This window comes from Devosia sp. Leaf420, assembly GCF_001425445.1.
GTDB lineage: Bacteria > Pseudomonadota > Alphaproteobacteria > Rhizobiales > Devosiaceae > Devosia.
Genome location: NZ_LMQU01000001.1, coordinates 298,480 through 321,510 on the forward strand (window position 1 = coordinate 298,480; position 23,031 = coordinate 321,510).

A 23,031-nucleotide genomic window follows, 5' to 3' on the forward strand; every position below is an offset into this window, starting at 1 on the left:
CGCCCTACTCCGCAGCCAGGAGCTGCTCGCCCTGAGCCCAGTTGTGAGCAATGCGGTAGCGCTGATTGGCAAGGTTCCACGGGCGAAGAAGACCGCCGATGCGCTCGGCTACTTCAAGACCGGCCTGCAGACCATCTTCATGGAAGCCATAGCCCATCCAGGCGCCCGCGAACCAGGTGCGGTTGACGCCCTGGACCTGCCAGAGATCGTTCTGCGCTTCGACGGCCGTGGTATCGAACAGGGGATGTTCGTAATCGACTTCGTACTGGATCGAACCCGGCGCAAAATCCATATGCGGATTGAGCGTCACGAAGAGGTTCGTAGTCGTTGGCAGCGGCTGGAGCTTGTTCATCCAATAGGTGAGGCTGAGATTATCCTCGCCACGGCTGGACCGAAGGTAATTCCAGGCCGACCAGAGATGGCGGCGCTTGGGCATGAAGCGCGCATCGGTATGGAGCACGGCCTTGTTCTTGGTGAACTGGAAGCACGAGAGCACGCGCTGTTCGGCTTCGGTGGGGTCGGCAAGCAGCGCTAGCGCCTGATCGGCATGGCAGGCAAAGACCACCTGATCGAAATGGCGATGACTGCCATCTTCGAAATAGATCTCGGCGCCCTGCGCATGGCGGCGCACCGAGACGATCTTGGCGCTGGTGACAACCTCGGTCTTCTGATCGGCGAGAATGCGCGAGACATATTCGCGCGAACCACCCTTGACGGTGCGCCAAGTGGGGCGACCGAGAACCTGAAGCAGAGAATGATTGGCGAAAAAGCCGATAAAGGTCTTGGCCGGAAAATCGAGCATGCCGCGCGACGGCGTCGACCAGATGGCCGCTGAAATCGGCAAGATGTGATCGTCGATAAACGCTTGGGAATAGCCGAAGCGCTTGAGGAAATCGCCGATCGAAAGATCATCGTCGCAGGTGGCGATTTGCTTTTCCGCATCGCGGAAGAAACGCATGATATCGGCAACCAGCTTCCAGTGGCGCGGGCTGATGATATTTCGGCGCTGACCAAAGAGGCCCCAGAGATATTCGCCGGAATATTCCATCTCGCCCTGCCCGACCGAGACGGCAAAGGTCATATAGGACCGGGCGGTTTCGACTTTGAGATGATCAAAAAGCGCGGTGAGGTTGGGATAGTTGCGTTCGTTATAGACGATGAAGCCAGTATCGACCGCAACATCGCCCTGAGCGGTGCGAGCGACGATGGTATTGGCGTGTCCGCCGGGGCGTTCGTCTTTCTCGAAAAGGGTGACGTTTTGAGTCCGCGAAAGCAGCCAAGCGGCTGATAATCCAGATATCCCCGATCCAATAACAGCGATCGATGAGTTCGTCATAGGCGGGGATCTCCAGGCGTTCGTCTATTCAACTACGTGTCCAGCAACGTATTGGATCAGCAGCAAGTTTCGCCTTGGAGCCGATTTCACCGGGCGGGCCGCGCAATGTCGGAGAGGCGAAACTGCGGCTGCTCGCGACCTTGATAGTGGTCGATATTGAGCGTGCCTGCAAAGTGAAGCGGCTGCTCATTATCGCGCATCAGAATATCACCAAGAGGGGTATTGGCGGCGCGGAAGGCAATGGCCTTGAGGCGGGCGCCGTCTTCGGAGGTCAGCGTGAAGCTGACATGGCCGCCCTTGCCGACGATCTGCGGGAAGCGCGCGCGATGGGCGGGGAAAGCAAAGACCGGGTTGGGATTGCCGGAGCCGAAGGGGCCGGCTTTCTCGATCTTGTGCAAGAGATCGATGGTCGCGCCACGTGCGGTTAGGGCGACATCCACCTTGAGAGCTGAAGCGGCGCGGGCCGTGGCGACGCTTTTGCCCAACTGATCGGCGATGAAGGAGCGGAAGGGACCGAGATCGCCGGGGCGCAGCGTGACGCCCGCCGCCATGGCGTGACCGCCGCCCTTGGGGATGAGGCCGGTTTCCACTGCCTCGATGACGGCGCGGCCGAGATCGACGCCGGGCATGGAGCGGCCGGAGCCGGTGCCGGTGCCATCGGGATGAAGCGCGATCGCAAAGGCGGGGCGATCGAAGCGCTCCTTGAGGCGCGCGGCAATGAGGCCGACGACGCCGGGATGCCAATTGGCCGAGGCAAGGACGAGGACCGGGGGCCCCTCCCCGCTGCCGATCTCGGCGGCGGCGACGGCGGTGGCCTCTTCGACGGCCTCGACTTCTATGCGCTGGCGCTCGGTATTGAGTTCATCGAGCTTGGCGGCGATCACCAGCGCCTGGTGTTCGTCATCGAGCGAGAGAAGCTGTGTGCCGAGAGCTGCGTTGCCGATGCGGCCGCCAGCATTGATGCGCGGGCCGATGAGAAAGCCGAGGTGATAGGGATTGAGCGGCCCACTAACGCGGGAAGCGAGTGCGAGGGCCGACATACCGCGGTTGTCGCCGCGGCGGGCGACTTCGAGGCCGCGGATGACAAAGGCGCGGTTGAGCCCGACGAGCGGGACGACGTCGCAGACGGTACCGAGGGCGACGATATCGAGAAAGCGCAGGAGATCGGGGAGCCCGGTATCGCCGCGCTGGCGGAGAGCGCGATTGACGGCGACGAGGACCATGAAGGTGACGCCGGCAGCGCAGAGATAGCCGAGGCCGGAAATATCGTCGGGGCGGTTGGGATTGACGAGGGCCGTCGCGGGCGGGAGATCGTGGTCAGAAAGGTGATGATCGATGACGAGGACATCGACGCCGCGATTGCGGGCGTGGGCGATGGGGCCGTCGCTGGTGGTGCCGCAATCCAGCGTGATGATCAGCGTGGCGCCGGCATCGATCAGCTTGTCCATGGCCGCGATATTGGGGCCGTAGCCTTCAAAGATGCGATCGGGAATATGGACCTGCGGGGTCAGACCGAAATGGGCGAGATAGCGGACCATGAGGGCGCAGGAGCTCGCGCCATCGACGTCGTAATCGCCGAAAAGAGCGATGGATTCGTTGTCGGCGACGGCCTGGGCCAGGCGGCTGGCGAGGTCATCCATGGCGGTGAGAGTCGACGGGTCCGGCATGAGATTGCGGATCGTCGGCTCGAGATAGGCCTCGGCGGCGTCCAGATCGACGCCACGGCCGGCAAGGATGCGCGCGACGATGTCGGAAATGCCGGTGCGCTGAGCGATTGCAGTGGCGAGGCGGCTACCGGCGATATCGAGACGATCGACCCAGGCACGGCCAAGGACCGACTGGCTAACATCAAGGAAATTGCGGCGCGGTTCCAGCATGGGCTGGTGTTAGGCGATTTGAGGCGGGGGTGGAAGGGGTTGCCGGAGGTTGTGTGCGCGTGCTTGGTGCGCGGCGACCGGAGGAGCTGACATGACGAGCAAAGCCAGCATCATTTTTCTTCATGGCGCTTCGAGCAGCGGAAAATCCACGCTGGCGCGAGAGATACAGGCCAAGATCGAGAAACCTTTCTGGCATATCTCCATCGACCATCTCCGGGACTCCGGGGTCTTGCCGCTTGCCCGCGTCAAAGCGGGAGATTTCAAATGGAGAGATATGCGCGCGCCGTTCTTTGCCGGCTACCACGCCTCGCTCGCAGCCTATGCCGAAGCGGGAAACAACCTCATCATCGAACATATACTCGATACGCCAGGCTGGCAGCTTGAGCTTGCTGAACTCTTTGCACCGTTCGATGTGCTTTTCGTAGCGCTGCATTGCGAGATCGAAGAACTGCGGCGGCGAGAGTATGCAAGAGGGGATCGCCCGGTCGGCAGCGCGGAACAGGATGCGCTGACGATCCACGAGGGGCGTCGGTATGATCTCGAACTGGAGACGGCGGACGGCGTGGACACGAATGCCGCGCGAGTAATGACGGCTTGGCGAGAGCCACGAGCACAGTCGCGGTTTTTCGAGGTGACCGAAGGCAGGTGAGCTGCGGTCCTTCTGACGCGCAAGCTTATTTGGTCGGGCGGGTGCGGGCGCAGAGTTTGTTGCCGTCGGGGTCGCGGAGATAGGCGACGAAAGTGCCGTTCGGGCGGAGATTGGGTGGGGTTTCGACGGAGGTGCCGCCGTTTTCGGTGCCGGCCGCATGCCAGGCGCGAACATGGTCGGCGGATTCGGCGAAGATGCCGATGGTGCCGCCATTGGCGGCGGTGGCCGGTTGACCGTTGATGGGTGTGGTCACCATAAGGCGGCTGCCGTCGCGGGTGTAGACCAACCGGCCGCCAGCATCCATTTCGCCGGGACTGCTGCCGAGAGCAACGAAAGTGGCATCGTAGAATGCCTTGGAGCGGGCGAGGTCGTTGCTGCCGATCATGACGTGGGAAAACATGGTTTTACTCCAGAAGAGAGCGCGGCTTGCTAGCGCGCGTGGCGCGCCTTGATCCAGCGGGTGGTCTGGCTCCAAGAGCGCATGACGACGGTATTGGTTTCGACCCAATGGCGGCGCAGTTTTACGCCTTCGACAAGGGAGCCGTCGGTGATGCCGGTGGCGGAAAAGAGGACGTCGCCGGCCGCGAGTTCGCTGACATCATAGATACGGTTGGGGTCGGTGATGCCCATTTCGCGCGCGCGGGAGCGCTTGTCGGGCGTGTCGAGGATCAATTTGCCCTGCATCTGGCCGCCGATGCAGCGGAGCGCCGCGGCGGCGAGCACGCCTTCGGGGGCGCCACCGGAGCCGAGGTAGATATCGACGCCGGTATCTTCGGTGTTGACCGCGTGAATGACGCCGGCAATGTCGCCATCGCTGAGGAGTTTTACCGATACACCGGCTGTGCGCAGTTCTTCGATGAGGCCGGCGTGGCGGGGCCGATCGAGGACGATGGCGGTGATTTCGGAGACCGGAACGCCTTTAGCCTTGGCGAGCGCCTTGACGTTTTCGGTGGCGGACCACTCGATATGCACGGTTTCCGGCGCGTATTCGGCGCCGACGGCGATCTTGTGCATGTAAACGTTGCGGGCAACGTTGAGGAGGCCACCGCGCTCGGCCATGGCCAGAACCACCAGGGAATCGGGCTGGTTCTTGGCGCAGAGGGTGACGCCTTCGAGGGGATCGACGGCGATATCGACTTCGGGACCTTCATCGGCGCCGACGGTTTCGCCGACATAGAGATGGTCGCATTCGTATTGCTCGCCCTCGCCAATGACGATGCGACCGGCGACGGAGACGCGCTCCAATTCCTTGGACATGGCGGCGACGGAGGCATCGTCGGCCGCCTTTTCATCGCCCTTGCCGCGCCATTCGGCGGCGGCGACGGCGGCGCGCTCGGTGACGCGGACCATTTCGAGGGTCAGGGTGCGATGAAGATTGGCCGGGCTACGGGCGTCGTCGGCCTTGCTGAGCTTCATTTTGTCCCCTCGCCCTGAAACGCCTAGAGCATTTCGATGCGGATCAATTGCGGTTCGCCCACGATAAAGCCGTCTGCGGCGATTTGCGCAAGCGCGTCGCGCACCGACGATTCCACGGTCTGCTGGGTAATCATTACGACGGTCCGGGCCGGCGTGCCATCTGGCGCTGTGGCTTTAGCCGTCAAGTCTGACCGCTGGATGACGGAATCGATGGAGATCGCCTTTTCGCCCATGCGGGTCGTGATGGCGGCAAGGGCGCCTGGCACATCCTTGGCGCTGAGGCGAATATAGAAGCCGCCTTCATGGGCGCGGGAGGGCGCTTCGCGATAAGGGAGCAGTTCGTCGCTGGGGACGCCGAGAGGCGGCACGCGGGTGCCGCGGGCGATGTCGAGAATATCGGAGAGAACCGACGAGGCCGTTGGCGGACCACCGGCACCAGGACCGGCAAGAAGGAGTTCGTGGACGTGGTCGGTTTCGAGCGCCACCGCGTTCATGACGCCATCGACGCCGGCGATGGCGGAGCCCTTGGGCACGAAGGTCGGGTGGACACGCTGCTCGATGCCATCGGCGGTGCGCTCGGCAATGCCGAGAAGTTTGATCTTGTAGCCGAGGTCGGCGGCGACCTGGATATCGTGCTGAGTGATGCGGGAAATGCCCTCGACGCGCATCTTATCGGGGGCGATTTCATAGCCGAAGCAGAGCGTCGCGAGGATCGAGAGCTTGTGGGCGGTGTCAAAACCTTCGACGTCGAAGGTGGGGTCGGTTTCGGCATAGCCGAGCGCCTGCGCATCCTTGAGGCAATCGGCGAAGGAGATGCCTTCATTGCCCATGCGGGTGAGGATGTAGTTGCAGGTGCCGTTCATGATGCCAAAGACCTTTGCAATGCGGGCGGAGCCGAGGCCTTCGCGGAGGGTCTTGATGACGGGGATGCCACCGGCGACGGCAGCTTCGAAGCCGAGCTGGGCGCCGGATTCTTCGGCGAGTTTTGCAAGGGTCACGCCGTGTTTGGCAAGGAGCGCCTTGTTGGCGGTGACGACCGGACGGCCGATTTCTAGGGCGGATTTGACGGCGGCAAAAGCCGGACCATCTTCGCCGCCGATCAGTTCGACGAAGAGATCGATGCTGTCGGATTTGGCCAGGGCAACCGGATCATCGAACCACTCTATGCCCGAGATATCGATGCCGCGATCGCGCGACCGGGAGCGGGCGGCGACGGCTGTCACCTGAAGCTGGCGGCCGAGCTTTTTGTTGAGTTCGGCGCCGTCTTTTTGAAGGATGCGGACCAGCGTAGCGCCGACATTGCCGAGACCGGCAACGCCGATGCGGAGGGGCGAGAGCGTTTCGGTTTCGCCGAATTCAGCCATGGCTTTGAGGATGCGCGAGCGCGTTTCGCTGCGCGGTTCGCGGCCATCGCGGAGATCGAAGACGAAGAGCGGATCGCCCGCGACGATGCGGCCGAAACGCGTGGGAGTCCAACCGCGCGCGGAAATGAAAGACTCAACGGATTGGCGGAAAGACTGGATATCGCTCATGGGGCGAGCATGTGCATAGGAAGTCGCCTAGTCGTCAATAGGATAATTGGCGACTAGGCATTCGATGCACTCATTGCGCTTTGGCGGCTGTTGCGGCTCGACCGACTTCCTTGGCGACCTGGGGAAAACCCCAGCGCAGCGATACGGGTGTTACCGCGCCGCTGACAGCCATGGTGACGTCTTCGCCGACGAGCTTGGTATAGGCCTCCTTGGCGACGAGGGGCGAGAGTTTGATCAGGTCCATCGAGAAAAACTCATCGGCCGATTTCTGATCGTTGAAGAAGCTGAGGAGCATGTCTGCGGGGATGGTGTCGAAGTTCTCGTAGCTGACGAAATAGGCGATGCCGGTTTCGTTGATATTGGCGTTTTCCGGGGCCTTGGAGGGCACGAGGCCGATATCGGCGAAAAGCTGGACGCGGGGATCGCCTTCGAGACGAACGGAGACCTGACCGTCATTGCGATTGACGACATTGGCGAACACGGTGCCGGCGGCATCGGGATATTTGTCGAGTTCGGATTTGAGGAAGGTTTCGGTATCGGCGACGAGCTTTTCGGCTTCGGCGGAACGGCCGAGGGCCTTGCCGGTCATGGTGACTACCTGTTGCCAGCTCGCAAACCAGGGCTTGTCGGGATAGGCGACGACGGGCGCGATGTTGCTCAGAAGCGCGTATTCGTCGGGGGTCAGGCCGGAATAGGGTGCGAGGATCAGGTCGGGCGCCAGGGCAGCGATGGCTTCGATGGGTGGTTCGGTAACGTTGGGCAGGACTGTGGGCACCGCCATGCCACGTTCGGCGAGTGCAGCCTCGGTCCAAGGGAGGACGCCGTCTTCGCCGCCGCCATAGGCAAAGAAGGGCATGCCGACCGGCTCAATGCCGAGATCGATTACGACATCTTGCGCGGACCAGCCCCAGGTGACCACGCGCTGCGGCTGGGCTTCGATAGTGGTGGAGCCGAGGGCGTGTTCGATGGTGACGGGGAACGGGTCCTGCGCGAAGGCAGGTGCGGCGAAAAGGGATGCCGCGAGGACGGCGAGGCCAAGCTTGGTCAGCATGGTGGCTCCAGAAATTGGGGTTAGTTCTTGGTGACGGCGTCGGCAGCAGCGCCGAGGATTTCGAGATATCGCGGCAGGCCCCAGCGGAGGGACAGGATGCTCGGCGGGGAAACGGCGGCGACGTTTTCCGTGCCGACGAGAGCGGCGAGGCCGCCATTGACGATGGGCGGATAATTGCGCGCCTGGGGCGTGGCGAGCCAGGTATCGAGGGCGGATTGCTCTTCGAAATAGGTGACAAAGATATCGGCTTCGAGCTGATCGAAGAGTTCGTAGCTGAGGGAATAATAGAAGGCATCATCGCCAGGCGAGAGCGCTGCGACGCTGGGATTGAGGGTCATGCCGAAATCGGTGAGGAATTTCATGCGGGCGTCGAGCGGCGCGTAGACGGCCATGGAGCCATCATAATCGTTGGCGCTGGCGAAGGTGACCTCGCTTAGGGCCGGATATTTGGCGAATTCGGCTTTCACCCAATCGGTGGTTTCGGTGACGAGCGTCTTGGCCTCGTCTTCCTTGCCGAGGGCTTTGCCGACGATCAGAGTCAGGTCCTGCCAGGAGGTGGACCAGGGGGCGCCCGAAAAGGCGATGGTGGGGGCGATGCCGGAGAGGACGGCATATTGCTCTTCGGTGATGCCGGAATAGGCGGCAATGATGAGATCGGGATTGAGGGCGGCGATCCGTTCGATCGGCGGTTCGCCTGTATTGTCGAGGATAGTTGGGGGTTCCGCGCCGGCTTTGGCGAGGGCCTCTTCGACCCAGTCGTGGATGCCGTTGTCGCCGCCGCCATAGGACTGGAAGGGCATGCCGACAGGAATTTTGCCGAGCGCGATGACCGCATCCTCATTGCTCCAGCCCCAGGTGACGATACGCTGGGGCTCCGCGGGGATGGTGGTTTTGCCATAGGCGTGCTCGATCGTGACCGGGAAAGCCTGGGCTTGAGTGGCGCCGACCGAGGCTAATGCAATGGTGGCCGAGAGCAGGATCGAACGGACGGACATGGGGCACCCTTTTCGTGGAGGTCACACTCCATACGAAAGGTGATTATCGTTGTCATGTAATTTCTGGACGCTATGCGTCGGTGCGACGGGTCAGGAGCACCATGACTTCGTAGTGGTCGGTCTGGGGGAACATGTCGAAGAGGCGGATGGCAGTGGGCGTGTACGCCGGCATGGCGGCGAGGTCCTTGGCGAGGGTGACCGCGTTGCAGCTTGAATAGATGATGGTTTGGGCGCCGGAGGCTTGCAGGGTTTGGCAGAGTTGATCGCCGAGGCCGCGGCGGGGCGGATTGACGATGATGGCGTCGGGGAGTTCGGCGGCGACGAGGGCGGTGGCATCGCCGACTGAAAAGGTGACATCGGTGAGGCCGGCTTCGGCGGCGCTGAGGCGGGCAGATTCGACGGCTGGGGCGCTGAGTTCGATGCCGTGGACGCGGCGGCCGGGTGCGGCGATGTGAAGGGCGAAGCCCCCTACACCGCAATAAAGGTCGAGAATGGCGTTGGCGCCGGCTTGGTCGATCCAGTCCCGGGCCTGAAGGTAGAGACCCTTGGCGATTTCGGTATTGGTCTGGAAGAAGCTGGCGGGGCGGAGATGGAGGACGGTTGTGCCGAGACGCATGGCGAGCGTTTCGCTGCCGCTGAGCCAGATTTCCTCTTCGCCTTCGAGGACCGCCTTGTGTTCGGGGAGAAGGTTGGCGGTGACGACGGCGAGTTGGGGGAGCGCAGCAAGCAGGCTCGGCAGGTGCTTTTGCATGCGGCCAAGCGCTTCGGTCGAGCGCAGCACGAAGCGGAGCATGAGTTCGCCATCGGCGGATTCGGTCAGGAGGACGTGTTTTAACTCCCCGCGGCGGGTGGGCACGTCATAAGGGGCGATGCGCGCGAGGGAAATGAAGGATTTGGTGGGTTCCAAGGCGCTACGAAGGCCGGGGGTCAGGATGCCGCAGCAGGTGAGATCGACGCCGTGCTGAGTGTCATCGAGAATACCGAGGGTGGGCGCATCGGCGGTGCCGCCGACGACCATCTTGGCTTTGTTGCGGAAGGCTTCGGGACGGCTGACCATGGGCGGCAGCCATTCGGCTTCGGGCCACGCGGCGAGAAGGTCGTGGGCGTGGAGGAGCTTGGCGTCGAGTTGGGCGCCGTAGGGCTCGCCCATGCGGGTGCAGGAGCGGCAGACGCCGTGGTCGAAATAGCCGCAGTGCATGATGGCGTTCAGATTTGCCTCCACGCGGCTAGATTTGGAAATGAAGGCACGAATCCACGTCCCTCCAAAACTGCGATACGAGCATTCTATCACCGCGTCATTCCCGCGAACGCGGGAATCTCACTTCCGGTGAAGGGATTCCCGCTTTCGCGGGAATGACGTCGTTATAGGGCCGAGACCCAGGACCTAGGTGAAGTCGAGCCTAACTTAGTTCGTCGCAGAAGCCATCGGCACGATGTTGCTCTGCTCGCCCTTGCTACCGAGGAGCTTCTTGATGTTGCGGGCGGCCTGGCGGATGCGCTGTTCGTTTTCGACGAAGGCGAGGCGAATGTATTGATCGCCATATTCGCCGAAGCCGACGCCGGGAGCAACGCCGACGCCGGTTTCCTGGATGAGGAGCTTGGCGAATTCGAGCGAGCCGAGATGCGCGAACTGGGGCGGAATGGGCGCCCAGGCGAACATCGTGGCCTTCGGCACGGGAATATCCCAGCCCGAACGGCCAAAGCTTTCGACCATGACGTCGCGGCGGTGCTTATAGACCTTGCGGACTTCCTCGATGACGTCGTCGGAGCCGTTAAGCGCGGCGACGGCGGCAACCTGGATGGGCGTGAAGGCACCATAATCGAGGTAGGATTTGACGCGGGCGAGCGCGGCAATCAGGCGTTCGTTGCCGACGGCGAAGCCGACGCGCCAGCCGGGCATGGAATAGGTCTTGGACATCGAGGTGAATTCGACGGTGATGTCGATCGCGCCAGGCACCTGGAGGACCGACGGCGGCGGATTGTCTTCGTCGAAATAGATCTCGGAATAGGCGAGATCGGACAGGATGAAGATGTCGTGCTGCTTACAATATTTGACGACCTCGGCGTAAAAATCGAGATCGGCGGTGTAAGCGGTCGGGTTGGCCGGGTAGTTGAGAACCAGCGCGATAGGCTTTGGAATCGAGTGGCGGACGCCGCGATCGAGCGCGCGCATGAAATCCTCGCCCGGCTCGGCGGGCATGGAGCGGACGACGCCGCCCGACATGATGAAGCCGAAGGAATGGATCGGATAGGTCGGGTTCGGCACCAGCACCACATCGCCCGGGGCGGTGATGGCGGACGCCATATTGGCAAAGCCTTCCTTGGACCCAAGGGTCGCGACGACCTGGGTATCGGGATTGAGTTTTACGCCAAAGCGGCGGCCATAGTAGCTCGCCTGAGCCTTGCGGAGGCCGGGAATGCCGCGGGAGGTGGAGTAGCGGTGCGTGCGCGGGTCCTTCACCGTTTCCTGGAGCTTGGCGACGATATGCTCGGGCGTCGGCATATCTGGATTGCCCATGCCGAGATCGATGACATCGACGCCTTCTGCGCGCGCCTTGGCCTTGATCGGATCGATATGCGCAAAAACGTAGGGCGGCAGGCGGCGGATGCGATGGAAGACTTCGCTCATTTGATTCCTCGGAAGGTCCCTTCAAGGACCCTGACTGATCGCGACGCGCTGTGCGCTGGCGGCTCAAGAGAGGCGCCGATTATCGCGGAATTATGGTTTTGGATGGGTTAAAGCGGCCCTTGCGGGACTAAACGATCTATTCGGCTCCTCCCGGCCACCAGGTGGCCACGCGGGAAGAGCTATCGGGCGCTCGCCGCCGCGGCGATGGCATTGGCAGCGGCAATAGCAATCACCTTGCCGGCGAGCGGAGCTCCAACCCATGCAACAGTGAATGGAGACAGCATGTCTCTTGCCCTTCGAAGGTCGTTTTTGTAAAGAATGCAACAATCGACAGGCCGTTCATAATTGCTCCACATGGTCTTGTAAATGCCCGGGGGCACGACAACGTACGGCCTGACGGCGTATGATGAGGTTGAAACTTGAAGCGCATTGCCCTGGTGACGATCGGCACGCAAGGCGACGTACAACCTTACATCGCGCTCTCGCTGGCGCTGCAGGAACGTGGCTATAGCGTCGTGATCGGCGCCAACGAGGACTTTGAAGGCCTCGTGACGGGATATGGAATCGAATTCCATTCGCTGGGCCCCTCGATCCAAGCATTCCTCAAAGAAACCCGTTTCGAAAATGCGATGAACAGCTCGATGCTGATCAATGGCCCATGGTTTCTCAAACAGGGCCAGCAGATCATCGACACGGCGGCGCGGGCTGCCTGGCGCATGTGCCAGGGCACCGATGCGATCATCGTCAATATGAATACGAGCTTCGGCATCGACATTGCCGAGGCGCTGAAGATTCCGGCGATCATGACGGCGCTGCAGCCGCTTAACTCGACGAGCGAATTCCCGCTCTCGATGTATTATGTCGCCGACGATCTCGGCCCGACGCTGAACAAGCTTTCCTACACTGCTGCCACCATGCAGCAGGCCTATATGAACCTGCCGCGCAATCGCCTGCGCCGGGAACTGATGGGGCTTGAAGCGCGCAATATGGGCGGGGTCTTCACCAATACGGATGGCTCCTACCTGACGACCCTTTACGCTTATTCAGCCGCCGTCAGTCCGCGCCCGCGGGATTGGCCGAAGACGGCTTTGGTGACCGGCTACTGGAACCTGCGCGATCGCAGCAATTGGGAGCCCACACCGGAATTCGAGGCCTTTCTTTCGGCAGGTGAAGCACCGGTTTATATCGGCTTTGGCTCGATGCCGTTTGGGGCCGAGCGCAACACGCGCATTCTGAAAGAAGCCGTGGCGCTTTGGGGCGGCCGAGCCGTCGTGGCGCGCGGTTGGGGCGGCATCGATCCGCGCGATCTGCCCGATACGATCTTTCCAATCGAAAAAGCGCCACACGATCGTCTTTTCCGCTATGTCAGCGCTGTGGTGCATCATGGTGGCGCGGGCACGACTTCGGCGGGCCTGCACCTTGGGCGACCGACGTTCATCGTCCCCCAAGCCATCGACCAACCCTATTGGGGCCGCCGGGTTTATGAGCTTGGATGCGGACCAAAGCCGATCCGGCTGCGCAAGCTGACGGCGGAATCGCTGGCCGAAGCGCTCGCCGATCTCAACAGCAACGATTCCTATCGCCGCAATGCCGCATTGGTGGCGGAGCAATTGCGCAGCGAGGACGGCACTGACAAAGCCATCAAGGTCATTGAGCGGGTGATGGGCAACTTCGTGCCGCGCGTAGCCAAACTAGCGCGAAAATCCAAGACCAAAGCCAAGAAGCTATCGCTGAAAAAGGCTGTCTGAGCCGAAACCGGCTCAGCTTCCGACGCGGATGTTGCTGACTTCGGCCTCGAGCTTGTCGAGGCGCTCGACCATGGCTTTCTGGCGCGAATTCAGGCGCCCTTCGAAGGCGCGCAGCGAGTGCTGCATATCGGCATCAGTTTCCCGCGGCATATAGGGACGGCTTTCGGCGATGCCGAGAATAATCGTGCCCTTGACGACGAAGACGCCACCGATTCCGGCGAGAACCAGCGTCCACTGTGTCAAATCCGTCTGCCAATGCGTGCTGAGCCAGGCAGTGACTGCGGCACCGGCGGCTGCGGCCGCGCCGATGATGTTGGAAATCATGCCCAGGGTAACGGCGCGACGCCGTCCGTCCCACAAACCAGGTCTTTGAGCCATCATGCAAATCTTCCCATATGCACAGTCGGGTTCAATACCGGCTTGAACGGGCAAGTTGAAGGCTAAATGTGACTGGTTGGTAAAATGAGTGAGAATAGCTGACAACAAAAAGGGGAGGCAGCGCCTCCCCTTTCATATGGTTTATTGCGTCGCTTACTCGGCAGGAACTGCGTCAGCGCCGAGGGCGTCGATGCTTTTGCCGCGGTCGTAGGTCGCCTGATCGAGAATACCCTGGCGCTTGGCAACAATGGTCGGCACAAGGGCCTGGCCAGCGACATTGACCGCAGTGCGGCCCATATCGAGGATCGGGTCGACGGCAAGCAGCAGGCCGACGCCTTCGAGCGGCAGACCGAGGGTCGAAAGGGTCAGGGTCAGCATGACCGTTGCGCCTGTGAGACCAGCCGTGGCTGCGGAGCCGATGACCGAAACGAAGACGATCAGCAGATAATGCTCGATCCCTAGCGAAATGCCGAAGAACTGGGCGACGAAAATGGCCGAGATCGCAGGATAGATCGCGGCGCAACCGTCCATCTTGGTGGTGGCGCCGAGTGGCACGGCGAAGGCGGCGTATTCACGCGGCACGCCGAGATTTTCTTCGGTGATGCGCTCGGTGACCGGCAGGGTGCCGATGGACGAACGCGAGACGAAAGCAAGCTGAATGGCTGGCCAGGCGCTCTGGAAATAGCGGATGGGGTTGAGGCCATTGAGCTGCAGCAGCACGGGGTAGACGACGAACAGAACGAGGGCGAGACCGATATAGATGGCGGCCGAATACCAGCCGAGCTGGGCCAGCGCATCCCAGCCATAGACGGCAACAGCATTGCCGAGGAGGCCGATCGTGCCGATCGGGGTCAGCCGAATGACCCACCACAGGACCTTGTGGATCACCTTAAGGAACGAGCGGGTGAAGGCGATGAAGGGATCGGCGGCTGGGCCGACGCGGAGGGCAGCGATGCCGACAACGATGGAGATCACGAGGATCTGCAGCACGTTGAAGCTGAGGCTCGTCGAAGCGCTACCATCGGTGACGCGGGTCGAGGCCTGAAGGCCGAGGATATTGGACGGGATCAGGCCCTTGAGGAAATCGAGCCAGGAGCCGGTCGAGGACGGAGCCTTGGCAAGATCGGCGGCGACGCTGGAATTGAGGCCCGGCTGGATAATGAGGCCGAGGGCGATGCCGATGGCGACGGCGATCAGCGCCGTGATGGCGAACCAAAGAAGGGTCTGCCAGACGAGCTTGGCAGCGTTGTTGAGTTCGCGGAGATTGGCGATCGAAGCGACAATGGCGGTAAAGACGAGAACAGGGACCAGGGCGCGCAACAGCGACACGAAGGACGAGCCGATGGTCGCGAGCGTCTGGGTGAGCCAATTGGCGTTGCCGGCAGCGTCTGGGCCCATGGAGCGGGCGACGAAGCCAAGCGCGAGGCCGATGACCATGGCCGCCAGAACCTGGAATCCGAAATTGGCGTAAAGCGGCTTGGGCGCCTTGGGCGGGCGCGCAGCGGATACGGTGGTGGGAGACATTGTACGACCTTTGCACTGGCAAGGGCCGCTCAAAAAACGGGCGCCCTGCCTTTATCTTGCCCACAACTTACGCCCGCGCATGCGCTTGCGCAGCGCATGGCGTTCCATTTCCGGCCGCTAGAGAAGAATTTTCTCATTCTGTACAGGGAATTAGGGAATAGAAGTTGTCAGACCCGGTGCACGGCCAGACTCACGATGGCTGCGATGGTGGGAAGCAGGATCAGTGCGGACGCGTAGGACAGGGCCAGGATCGCCGGACCAGGATCGGTCCAGGCCATCCAAATGGTTAGCAAGCCAACCAGCGATGTCGCAAGGCCAGTCAGGCGGTGCGCAAGGAACCAGCCGCGATCAGAGCGGATCGGCCACGGTAGGCGCAGGCCGCCATAGCTGTGGCGCTCGGCGTAAAACAGGACAAGCCCGATGAAGCCCAGTGCGGCGCCGAGGATATAGCCTTCGCCGCGGATGATATCGAGATCAGAGCCGATGCCGATGAAGAGGAGGCCAAGCTGGTACACGGCGGGGACGGCGAGGAAAAAGCTGAGGGCAGGATCGAGAATGTGCTGGGTCTTGGCGAAGTGATTTTTAGTGAGGGCGCGGCCGAGCAGGAAGAAGGCGATTAGAAGCACGGCCTGTATAGCGGGGGCGACCGACAGCGCGATGCCGCGGGGCCATAGCCAGTCGGCGTTCGTGGCATGCCAATGGGCTTGGAACAGAAAGTCCGCAGGGATGCGGAACAGGGCGACCGCCGTAATGGAGAGCGTCACCGAGAAGATCAGGAGATGGAAGCGGGTGACGAGGGGCATCGGCGCGGGGTGGTCAGTGGGTTGGAGGATAGATGGGGTGTCGGACATGGATTGGAATGCATTTGCCTCTGTGTGAGGCGGTATTTTTTGAGCGACATGCTTTGAGCTTGGAGTTGGTGGCGGCGTCACCCCCTCCCATCCTCCCCCATCAAGGGGGAGGTGCGCATCGAGTTTGGGATACGGTCGGCTGGCAATCGCTGAACCACACCTCCCCCTTGATGTGGGAGGATGGGAGGGGGTGATGCATAATCCGACGCCCGCGCAAAAAGAAAGGGCCGGTTTCCCGGCCCTTGCAAATATCGAAAAGTGAAGCTTAGCGCTTCGAGAACTGGAAGGAGCGGCGGGCCTTGGCCTTGCCGTACTTCTTACGTTCGACGACGCGGCTATCGCGTGTCAGGAAGCCACCCTTCTTGAGGGTCGGGCGCAGTGCTGGCTCGAAGTAGTTGAGCGCCTTGGAGATACCGTGACGCACGGCACCGGCCTGACCGGAGAGACCACCACCGGCAACGGTGACGTTGACGTCGTACTGGTCGAGACGGTCGACAGCAACGATGGGCTGCTTGACGATCAGCTGGAGAACCGGACGCGCAAAGTAAGCGGCGAATTCGCGGCCATTGATCGTGACCTTGCCCTTGCCGGGCTTGATCCAGACGCGGGCGACGGCGTTCTTGCGCTTGCCAGTGGCATAGGCGCGGCCGAGGGAATCAAGCTTCTGCACATGAACCGGAGCCGAGGAGGCAGCGGGAGCAGCAGCGGAGGTGCCCAGGGCTTCGAGAGAGTTGATGGTTTCAGCCATATTACTTCACCCGGACGTTCTTGGGGTTCATAGCGCCGACATCGAGCTTGCTCGGGTTCTGCGCTTCATGGGGGTGCTCGCCGCCAGCGTAAACGCGGAGGTTCTTGAGCTGAGCGCGGGTCAGCGGGCCGCCCGGCATCATGCGGCGAACGGCGTTTTCGAGGACGCGGTTCGGGAAACGGCCTTCGAGCAGTTCGCGAGCAGTGCGGTCCTTGATGCCACCGGGGTAGCCGGTGTGCCAGTAGAAGCGGTGCTGGTCGAGCTTGCGACCGGTCAGCTTCACCTTGTCGGCATTGATGACGATGATGTTGTCACCCATGTCCATGTGAGGCGTGAAAGTGGCCTTATGCTTGCCGCGCAGACGCGAAGCAATGATCGAAGCCAGACGACCCACGACAAGCCCTTCGGCGTCGATGAGGATCCACTGCTTTTCGATCTCGCTCGGTTTTGCCGAGTAAGTGGTCATTGTTGGAATTCCCTAGAAAAAGCTGGGATGCCATGCTCCCAAATGCGGGAAAACGGCATGTTCGGCGGCTCGTTTAGGGGGGATTCTAGCAGGCGTCAATAGGGTTGATTTAGGTCAACGAAATCAACACGTTACGAATGCGGTATCATATTACCGCAAAGTATTGCGCGCTTTTTCAGCCCGGTATGCGAAGAGCGCCTTAAAGAGCGGATAGCAGCTCGCTGCGATGATCGCACCGCTTACCATCCATCCGATTGCGCCGCCGCCCATGAGCTCCTGGCCGATATAGACGCCGATGACGGAGCCAACGATGGCGAGAACGGTCTTCCAGATCCAGGCGGTCATCTTGCGGCTAACTCCTCAGCAAGCCGGACTCACCTGGCCCGGCGCATATCGGCAATATAGCCGAAAATGGAGCCGGCAAGCATGAAAGCGAGGCACTGGTGGCCAACCGCCAGCGAGATCGGGACGCTGGTGAGCAGCGTCGCAATGCCGAGGGCGACCTGGAGGAGGACGAGGAAGCCGATGCGCGGCAGCCAGCCATGGACGCCGCCAAAGCCGCCATCCTTGTTTCGGCGCCAGATGAGATAAGCGACATAAGCGGTGATGCCATAGGCGATGCAGCGATGGATGAACTGCACGGTCAGCGCATTTTCGAAGAAATTGCGCCAGGCGGGATCCATGATCAGGAGGCCTTTGGGGATGATCGCGCCATCCATTAATGGCCAGGTGTTGTAGCCCATGCCGGCATCCAGACCGGCGACAAAGGCCCCCGCCCCGATCTGGATGATCAGCAGCACGCCGAGGATGACGCCCGTTACCAGATGCCAGCGCGTAACGCGGCCGAGCACCCTGCCCGGCTCAAGGCTGCGCGCGACATAGATGAGCGCGACGAAGAGCAGCGAGGCGGCCGTGAGGTGGGCGGCGAGGCGGTATTGGGACACCGAGGTCAGTTCGGATAGGCCCGAGGAGACCATCCACCAGCCGAGCAGGCCCTGGAAGCCGCCGAGAATGAAGAGCGTGAACAGTGGCCAGGCGAGCTGGCGCGAAAGACGCTTCTGGACGAGAAAAACGAGAAAGGGAACGATGAAGATCAGGCCCAGCGTGCGGGCAAGCAGGCGATGCAGCCACTCCCAGAAGAAAATGTATTTGAAATCGCCCAGCGACATCCAGGAATTGAGCACCGTATATTGCGGGATCTGCTTATAGGCGTCGAATTCGGCCTGCCACTGCGCATCGTTGAGCGGCGGAATGATGCCGGAGATCGGCTTCCAGCTCGTGATCGAGAGCCCCGATTCCGTCAGGCGCGTGATCCCGCCGACCACGACGATCAGCAGAACGAAGCTCGCGAGCGCATAAAGCCAGATGCGGACGGGCCGCAGGAGGTCGCTGGCGTAGCTGATCTGGCCCGGTGCGGCATTGTGCTGGGTGGTCACGGTGATATTCCGGTATCGATGGGGCTGGCGGAGTGGTAATCCCCGCTTCGCTCCGTCGCAACAGTCCAGATGCCGCACATGACCCAACGTACTCGCAAATTGATCGGCGCTTTCCTCTGCGTGATCTCCATTTTCGTCTGGGCGTGCATCGCGACCTCGATCTATTTGATGTTTCCCGAGGGGCTGCCGGGGCTGGTGTTGATCGTCTATTTCATCGTCGCGGGGATGGGCTGGGTGTTTCCGGCGATGTGGATCATTCGCTGGATGGCGCGGCCGGATGAGCGCGTATAGGAAGGCCCCCTCACCCGGCGCTGCGCGCCGACCTCTCCCCCAGAGGGAGAGGTGAAGACGGTCAACCCGTCAGCTTGCCGATGGTGGTGAAGAGGCCGCCGCTGGCGAAGATGTCGACATAGCGGCGGGATTGGAAATAGCCGTTGAGGGAGACGCGTGGAAGGGCTGTGGGGGTCTGCACGTGGTGCGAATAGAGGCCACCGGGGCGAGTTGTAACGGCGGTTTTGAAGCCGAGATCACGGACTATGTCGAACTCGCGCGGACCGCACGAGAGTGAGCCGCCGAGAGGATATGAAAAGTGCTCAGGGCGTAGGCCGAACTGGGCTTCGATGACGTCGACGGACTGGGAGATTTCCTGGCGCGCGTCATCGGCGGAGAGTTTTGCCAATTCGTAATGGTGCACCGTGTGGGCGCCTATGGTGCAGAGCGGATCGCCGGCGAATAGCCGGAGCTCCTGCCAGGTCATGATCAGATCGCGGCACTGTTTTTCGAGATCGTAGCCGTAGTTTCTGCAGAACTCCGCGAGGAGGGCGCGGCGGGCGGGCTCGGGCATTTTGCGCATATGCCAATAGAGGCGCGAGAAGGCGTCTTTTTTCTTCGCCGTGGTCGAGGTGTCGACATATTCGACGTCGCCATTTTCGGTGAAGGCGACCGCTTCCTGGCGCGCAATGATGTCTTCGATCGCCTGCCACCAGATTTCGCCAACGCCATCGGCAAAGGCCGTGGGCACGTAGAGCGTGAATGGCGCTTCGTGGCCGCTGAGTATCGGCAGGGCATATTGGAGATTGTCGCGATAGGCATCGTCGAAGGTGAGGACGACAAAGGGGCGTGGCTTATTTTGCGCGGCGAGGCGCTCCATGGCCTCGTCGAGCGTGATGATGTCTATGCCCAGGTCGCGGAGGCGCTCGATGGTGTAATCGAGAAAGTCCGGCTCGATCTGGAGGATCGCATTGGGGGAAAAGGCCGGGGGCGGTTCGGGCAGGACACGATGCAGCGTAAAAATGACGCCGCGGGACTTCGACAGCGCCCGCGAAAGCAATGGCAAGCGCGAGAGCCAAATCAGCTCGAAGGCGGCACGGATGGCGGCGTATTTCATTAAATCTCGCTCAGCGGATCAGGCTGCAACGGCATCGTCCACGGCGGAAATCTCGACCCGCGGCAGGCCAGCATCGATAAGCTGACGGCGGACGCTATCGGCGGAATCGATATCCTCGTCTTCGGCGGTGACCAGAACGACCCGGCCGCCGAGATCGGCGAAGATGGGAAGTGTCGAGCGGCCGCCGACTTTGCCGGTGAGGACGAGAACGACTTCGTAGATATCGCCTAGGGCTTCCACCAGCGTCGATGGCTTTGTGGAGCTGCGCTCGATGGTTTCGCCTTGCCCCCAGGCAACTTCCGCATAGCTTTGGTCGGCAGATTTCTGCACGACATCGCCGAAGCCAGCGCGATTGAGGCTGAGATCGGAGAGGCCAGGGTTCTCGCCGACATAGCCGCTGCCGGCATCGATAAGGACGACGCTCAACCCCTTGCCAAGCGCGTCGGCAACGAGGGCGTCAGCCATGCGGCGGCCGGGCTCGGCGCTGCCGTGATCGGCCAGCAGCAGCAGATGGGTCTTGCCGAGGACGAGGTCGGCCGCAAGATCGGAATAGCGGACGATGCCCGTGACCTGTTGGGTCTTGGGACGCATGGTAGCGACTTCGACGGGTTCTTCTTCGGACGATGCTGCGACGGCCGCACGGGCCGCTTCGCGCTCGGCGCGGCGTTCGGCGAGATCACGAAGCAGAGTGCGGGCATTGGCGGAGGCGACTGCGGTTTGGTCGACCGGCTCGGGCTCGGCGACTACCGCGGATCCATGGTTGGTTTCCGCTGCGGCTTCGTCATAGACGACCTCGTCTTTGACATCGATTTGGACCGGCTCTTCGACAGGCTCAGGAGCCGCAGCGGTGCGGACGGGTTGAGTCACAACCGGGACCGGTTGCTGGGCAGCGGCGTAATAGGGTTCGATCGGGCGCAGCGCGCGGCCCGACATCAGTTCGCCGAAAACCACGGCGCCGAACTGGACGGAGAACGCGACGATACCAATGCCGGCGAGAATGAGTGCGGTCTTGGGAAAGGCCGGGATAACCGAAGGCACAGCCTCAGTCACGACGCGGACATCGGGAAGCGTCGAATTGGAATCGACGCGCGACGAGGCTTCATTATAGCGCAGCAGGTAGGACTCGAGCAGATCGCGCTGGGCCTTGGCTTCGCGCTGCAGGCTATCGAGCGCAACAGTGTCTTGGGTTGCGGTCGACGCCGTCTGCTTGAAGCGGGCAAGATCGGACTGCATGGATGCTTCGAGATCGGCCTCGACCTGGGCTTCGGCTTCGAGGGCCGCAGCGACACGATAGCCTTCCTGGTTGATGCGGGTATCGAGCTCGGCGATCTGCGCATTGAGCGCGCGCACCGTGGGGTGGTTGGAAAGCAGCGTTGCCGAAAGCTGGGCGAGCTGGCCCTGGAGTCGCGCCTTTTCCTGGCTGAGCTGCTGGATGACGGTCGAATTTCTCGCGTCAGCAATGCTCTCGATCGGCTGGCCGCGTTCAAGGAGGCCGCGAATGACGGCGGCGCGCGATTGCGCGGTGTTCTTGCGCTCCTGAGCCGATGTGATCTGGGTCGTCAGCGTCGAGAGTTGCTGATCGAGCAAGGTGGTGTTGTTGGTACCGACAAAGAGATCATTGTCGACGCGGTACTGGGCAACCTTTGATTCAGCGTCCCGCACGGCAATGCGCAAACGATCGATTTCCTGATTGAGCCATTCCGATGCCTCGGCGGTATCAGCAAGCGAAAGCTGGGCGCGGCGGGCAACGTGGGCGGCAGCGACGGCATTGGCAATGTCGGCGGCCAATTGCGGATCGGTCGAGCGCACGAGAATGGAGATGATGCGGGAATCGCGCTCCTGAATGACCGTCATGCGATCATAAAGCGTGGTCATGACGCGCTCGTCGACGCTGACTGGTGTCGAGCTGCGGCCGATAAGCTGCATGATGACGCCAAGCGGCGAGAAGCCGGACTGGCTGCCGTTGAATTCGGGTTTGGAGCGCAGATCGAGTTTATCGATGACGCCAAGCAGGGTATCGCGCGATTTGATCAGTTCGATCTGGCTCGAGACGACGCTAGCATCGCCAGCCGTGCTCGACGGCGCTTGTTCATTGGCAGCGCGCGCATAAACATTGGAGCGCGGTTCGACGAGAATAGATGCCGAGGATTCATAGAGCCGCGGCATCATCATCAAGACGAGAAATGCTGCAGCCAAGACCAACAAAGTTATGATGATGATGCGCGGCAGTCGCCGGCCGACGGCGGAAAAGACAGCAGCTACATCAATTCGCGCATCGCGCATCGTCGGGGCGTATTCGCTCACGGCAAATCCTCATCATCCGCCGCACTATCGGTGTTCGCTATCAAAATTCAGTTAATCGTCAGATCACATTCGAATTGCCCCGCAAGGACATAAGGGAAATCTTAACCATAAACGGGAAGACTGAGGGTCAATTCAAACGCGCGGATTCACCATGCGCTGGCTTCCCATACTCGCCGTCACATTGATGCTCCCCCTTGCTGCGTGCGCTACGACGCGGCCGGCTAGCTATTTCGTAGAGCCCTCCGGGCCCTATACGCTCGACACCGGCGATCTCGTGCGAGTGACCGTCTACGGCGATCAGGAGCTGAGCAACAGCTACCGCGTCGGCGACAATGGCACGATATCCTTCCCGCTTGTGGGTCAGGTGCAGGTGCGTGGACAGACCACTTCGGTGGCGGCCAACCGGCTCGCCGGAGCGCTGGCCAACGGTTATCTTCGCAATCCCAATGTGGCGGTGGAAGTGGCGCAATATCGCCCCTTCTTCATCCAGGGCGCTGTGCGGACATCGGGCCAGTTCGCCTATGTGCCGAACATGACGGTGCGCGCTGCGATCAGCACGGCCGGCGGCTATGGCGAAACGGCAAACCGCAACAATGTCACCGTCTATCGCCGCCAGGGCAATGAAATGGTGCGCGGTGACGTCGATCTCGACTTCCCGGTCTATCCCGGTGACACTGTCGTCGTTTCCGAACGCTGGTTCTAAA

Annotated in this window: 22 protein-coding genes; 4 read left to right on the forward strand and 18 right to left on the reverse strand. The window is 61.6% G+C overall.

Annotated elements, in window-relative coordinates; all coding sequences use genetic code 11:
• Positions 1 to 4 precede the first annotated feature (4 nt).
• Both ASG47_RS01570 and recJ read right to left on the reverse strand, forming a co-directional pair.
• Positions 5 to 1,336 carry an NAD(P)/FAD-dependent oxidoreductase gene (locus ASG47_RS01570; protein ID WP_061906972.1) on the reverse strand — a complete coding sequence of 444 codons (1,332 nt, stop codon included), beginning with the start codon at positions 1,334 to 1,336 and terminating at the stop codon, positions 5 to 7.
• 86 nt (positions 1,337 to 1,422) lie between these two features.
• Positions 1,423 to 3,213, reverse strand: coding sequence for a single-stranded-DNA-specific exonuclease RecJ (gene recJ, locus ASG47_RS01575; RefSeq protein ID WP_061906973.1), 1,791 nt, complete (start codon positions 3,211 to 3,213; stop codon positions 1,423 to 1,425).
• A gap of 91 nt (positions 3,214 to 3,304) precedes the next feature.
• On the opposite strand from recJ, the gene ASG47_RS01580 reads away from it, so the two are divergent.
• On the forward strand, positions 3,305 to 3,862 hold the full coding sequence (locus ASG47_RS01580) for a chloramphenicol phosphotransferase CPT family protein (RefSeq protein ID WP_061906974.1): 558 nt from the start codon (positions 3,305 to 3,307) through the stop codon (positions 3,860 to 3,862).
• 25 nt (positions 3,863 to 3,887) lie between these two features.
• On the opposite strand, the gene ASG47_RS01585 is transcribed toward ASG47_RS01580, so the two are convergent.
• From ASG47_RS01585 to ASG47_RS01615, 7 genes are all read right to left on the reverse strand, one after another.
• Positions 3,888 to 4,262: a VOC family protein gene (locus ASG47_RS01585; protein WP_061906975.1), complete on the reverse strand. Its 375-nt coding sequence runs from the start codon at positions 4,260 to 4,262 to the stop codon at positions 3,888 to 3,890.
• Positions 4,263 to 4,291: 29 nt separating this feature from the next.
• Positions 4,292 to 5,278, reverse strand: a complete 987-nt coding sequence (gene glpX, locus ASG47_RS01590; RefSeq protein WP_061906976.1) for a class II fructose-bisphosphatase — start codon at positions 5,276 to 5,278, stop codon at positions 4,292 to 4,294.
• A 23-nt stretch (positions 5,279 to 5,301) separates the two neighbouring features.
• Positions 5,302 to 6,642: a homoserine dehydrogenase gene (locus tag ASG47_RS01595; RefSeq protein WP_061907269.1), complete on the reverse strand. Its 1,341-nt coding sequence runs from the start codon at positions 6,640 to 6,642 to the stop codon at positions 5,302 to 5,304.
• A 238-nt stretch (positions 6,643 to 6,880) separates the two neighbouring features.
• Positions 6,881 to 7,861 (reverse strand): ABC transporter substrate-binding protein, encoded by a 981-nt coding sequence (locus ASG47_RS01600; RefSeq protein WP_061906977.1) that lies wholly within the window; start codon positions 7,859 to 7,861, stop codon positions 6,881 to 6,883.
• A gap of 20 nt (positions 7,862 to 7,881) precedes the next feature.
• The gene (locus ASG47_RS01605) at positions 7,882 to 8,856 is read right to left on the reverse strand and encodes an iron-siderophore ABC transporter substrate-binding protein (RefSeq protein ID WP_061906978.1); all 975 of its coding nucleotides are present in this window, start codon (positions 8,854 to 8,856) and stop codon (positions 7,882 to 7,884) included.
• Between the two features lie 70 nt (positions 8,857 to 8,926).
• Complete coding sequence (locus tag ASG47_RS01610; RefSeq protein WP_200940848.1) at positions 8,927 to 10,078, reverse strand: methyltransferase domain-containing protein; 1,152 nt, start codon at positions 10,076 to 10,078, stop codon at positions 8,927 to 8,929.
• A 183-nt stretch (positions 10,079 to 10,261) separates the two neighbouring features.
• Complete coding sequence (locus tag ASG47_RS01615; protein ID WP_061906979.1) at positions 10,262 to 11,485, reverse strand: LL-diaminopimelate aminotransferase; 1,224 nt, start codon at positions 11,483 to 11,485, stop codon at positions 10,262 to 10,264.
• Between the two features lie 419 nt (positions 11,486 to 11,904).
• Between ASG47_RS01615 and ASG47_RS01620 the strand changes: the two genes are divergently transcribed.
• Positions 11,905 to 13,233, forward strand: a complete 1,329-nt coding sequence (locus ASG47_RS01620) for a glycosyltransferase (RefSeq protein ID WP_061906980.1) — start codon at positions 11,905 to 11,907, stop codon at positions 13,231 to 13,233.
• 12 nt (positions 13,234 to 13,245) lie between these two features.
• Here ASG47_RS01620 and ASG47_RS01625 read toward each other — a convergent pair whose 3' ends face one another.
• The 7 genes from ASG47_RS01625 to ASG47_RS01655 form a co-directional block, all read right to left on the reverse strand.
• Complete coding sequence (locus ASG47_RS01625; RefSeq protein WP_156352174.1) at positions 13,246 to 13,614, reverse strand: hypothetical protein; 369 nt, start codon at positions 13,612 to 13,614, stop codon at positions 13,246 to 13,248.
• 150 nt (positions 13,615 to 13,764) lie between these two features.
• Positions 13,765 to 15,135, reverse strand: coding sequence for a dicarboxylate/amino acid:cation symporter (locus ASG47_RS01630; protein WP_061906982.1), 1,371 nt, complete (start codon positions 15,133 to 15,135; stop codon positions 13,765 to 13,767).
• Between the two features lie 167 nt (positions 15,136 to 15,302).
• Positions 15,303 to 15,986 carry a hypothetical protein gene (locus ASG47_RS01635; RefSeq protein ID WP_156463939.1) on the reverse strand — a complete coding sequence of 228 codons (684 nt, stop codon included), beginning with the start codon at positions 15,984 to 15,986 and terminating at the stop codon, positions 15,303 to 15,305.
• Between the two features lie 265 nt (positions 15,987 to 16,251).
• A complete protein-coding gene (gene rpsI, locus ASG47_RS01640) occupies positions 16,252 to 16,734 on the reverse strand; it encodes a 30S ribosomal protein S9 (protein ID WP_061906984.1) in 483 nt (160 codons plus the stop codon).
• A 1-nt stretch (position 16,735) separates the two neighbouring features.
• Entirely contained in the window at positions 16,736 to 17,200 is a 465-nt protein-coding gene (rplM, locus tag ASG47_RS01645; RefSeq protein ID WP_061906985.1) for a 50S ribosomal protein L13, read from the reverse strand.
• Positions 17,201 to 17,350: 150 nt separating this feature from the next.
• The gene (locus ASG47_RS01650; RefSeq protein WP_061906986.1) at positions 17,351 to 17,545 is read right to left on the reverse strand and encodes a hypothetical protein; all 195 of its coding nucleotides are present in this window, start codon (positions 17,543 to 17,545) and stop codon (positions 17,351 to 17,353) included.
• Positions 17,546 to 17,574: 29 nt separating this feature from the next.
• Complete coding sequence (locus tag ASG47_RS01655) at positions 17,575 to 18,642, reverse strand: COX15/CtaA family protein (RefSeq protein ID WP_082511527.1); 1,068 nt, start codon at positions 18,640 to 18,642, stop codon at positions 17,575 to 17,577.
• A gap of 72 nt (positions 18,643 to 18,714) precedes the next feature.
• Between ASG47_RS01655 and ASG47_RS01660 the strand changes: the two genes are divergently transcribed.
• Positions 18,715 to 18,927, forward strand: a complete 213-nt coding sequence (locus tag ASG47_RS01660) for a DUF2842 domain-containing protein (protein WP_061907271.1) — start codon at positions 18,715 to 18,717, stop codon at positions 18,925 to 18,927.
• Positions 18,928 to 18,988: 61 nt separating this feature from the next.
• Here ASG47_RS01660 and ASG47_RS01665 read toward each other — a convergent pair whose 3' ends face one another.
• Positions 18,989 to 20,023 carry a polysaccharide deacetylase family protein gene (locus ASG47_RS01665; protein ID WP_061906988.1) on the reverse strand — a complete coding sequence of 345 codons (1,035 nt, stop codon included), beginning with the start codon at positions 20,021 to 20,023 and terminating at the stop codon, positions 18,989 to 18,991.
• Between the two features lie 18 nt (positions 20,024 to 20,041).
• The gene (locus ASG47_RS01670) at positions 20,042 to 22,327 is read right to left on the reverse strand and encodes a GumC family protein (protein WP_156463940.1); all 2,286 of its coding nucleotides are present in this window, start codon (positions 22,325 to 22,327) and stop codon (positions 20,042 to 20,044) included.
• A 151-nt stretch (positions 22,328 to 22,478) separates the two neighbouring features.
• Here ASG47_RS01670 and ASG47_RS01675 point away from each other — a divergent pair, with 151 nt between their 5' ends.
• Positions 22,479 to 23,030 carry a polysaccharide biosynthesis/export family protein gene (locus ASG47_RS01675; protein ID WP_061906990.1) on the forward strand — a complete coding sequence of 184 codons (552 nt, stop codon included), beginning with the start codon at positions 22,479 to 22,481 and terminating at the stop codon, positions 23,028 to 23,030.
• Position 23,031 lies beyond the last annotated feature (1 nt).

Coding starts and splice junctions, on each gene's coding strand:
- rpsI (WP_061906984.1), bottom strand. CDS start 16,734: ATGGCTGAAACCATCAACTCTCTCGAAGCCCTGGGCACCTCCGCTGCT.
- ASG47_RS01570 (WP_061906972.1), bottom strand. CDS start 1,336: ATGACGAACTCATCGATCGCTGTTATTGGATCGGGGATATCTGGATTA.
- ASG47_RS01650 (WP_061906986.1), bottom strand. CDS start 17,545: ATGACCGCCTGGATCTGGAAGACCGTTCTCGCCATCGTTGGCTCCGTC.
- rplM (WP_061906985.1), bottom strand. CDS start 17,200: ATGACCACTTACTCGGCAAAACCGAGCGAGATCGAAAAGCAGTGGATC.
- ASG47_RS01615 (WP_061906979.1), bottom strand. CDS start 11,485: ATGAGCGAAGTCTTCCATCGCATCCGCCGCCTGCCGCCCTACGTTTTT.
- ASG47_RS01660 (WP_061907271.1), top strand. CDS start 18,715: ATGACCCAACGTACTCGCAAATTGATCGGCGCTTTCCTCTGCGTGATC.
- ASG47_RS01675 (WP_061906990.1), top strand. CDS start 22,479: ATGCGCTGGCTTCCCATACTCGCCGTCACATTGATGCTCCCCCTTGCT.
- ASG47_RS01635 (WP_156463939.1), bottom strand. CDS start 15,986: ATGTCCGACACCCCATCTATCCTCCAACCCACTGACCACCCCGCGCCG.
- ASG47_RS01600 (WP_061906977.1), bottom strand. CDS start 7,861: ATGCTGACCAAGCTTGGCCTCGCCGTCCTCGCGGCATCCCTTTTCGCC.
- ASG47_RS01580 (WP_061906974.1), top strand. CDS start 3,305: ATGACGAGCAAAGCCAGCATCATTTTTCTTCATGGCGCTTCGAGCAGC.
- ASG47_RS01605 (WP_061906978.1), bottom strand. CDS start 8,856: ATGTCCGTCCGTTCGATCCTGCTCTCGGCCACCATTGCATTAGCCTCG.
- ASG47_RS01625 (WP_156352174.1), bottom strand. CDS start 13,614: ATGATGGCTCAAAGACCTGGTTTGTGGGACGGACGGCGTCGCGCCGTT.
- ASG47_RS01665 (WP_061906988.1), bottom strand. CDS start 20,023: ATGAAATACGCCGCCATCCGTGCCGCCTTCGAGCTGATTTGGCTCTCG.
- ASG47_RS01585 (WP_061906975.1), bottom strand. CDS start 4,262: ATGTTTTCCCACGTCATGATCGGCAGCAACGACCTCGCCCGCTCCAAG.
- ASG47_RS01630 (WP_061906982.1), bottom strand. CDS start 15,135: ATGTCTCCCACCACCGTATCCGCTGCGCGCCCGCCCAAGGCGCCCAAG.
- recJ (WP_061906973.1), bottom strand. CDS start 3,213: ATGCTGGAACCGCGCCGCAATTTCCTTGATGTTAGCCAGTCGGTCCTT.
- ASG47_RS01595 (WP_061907269.1), bottom strand. CDS start 6,642: ATGGCTGAATTCGGCGAAACCGAAACGCTCTCGCCCCTCCGCATCGGC.
- glpX (WP_061906976.1), bottom strand. CDS start 5,278: ATGAAGCTCAGCAAGGCCGACGACGCCCGTAGCCCGGCCAATCTTCAT.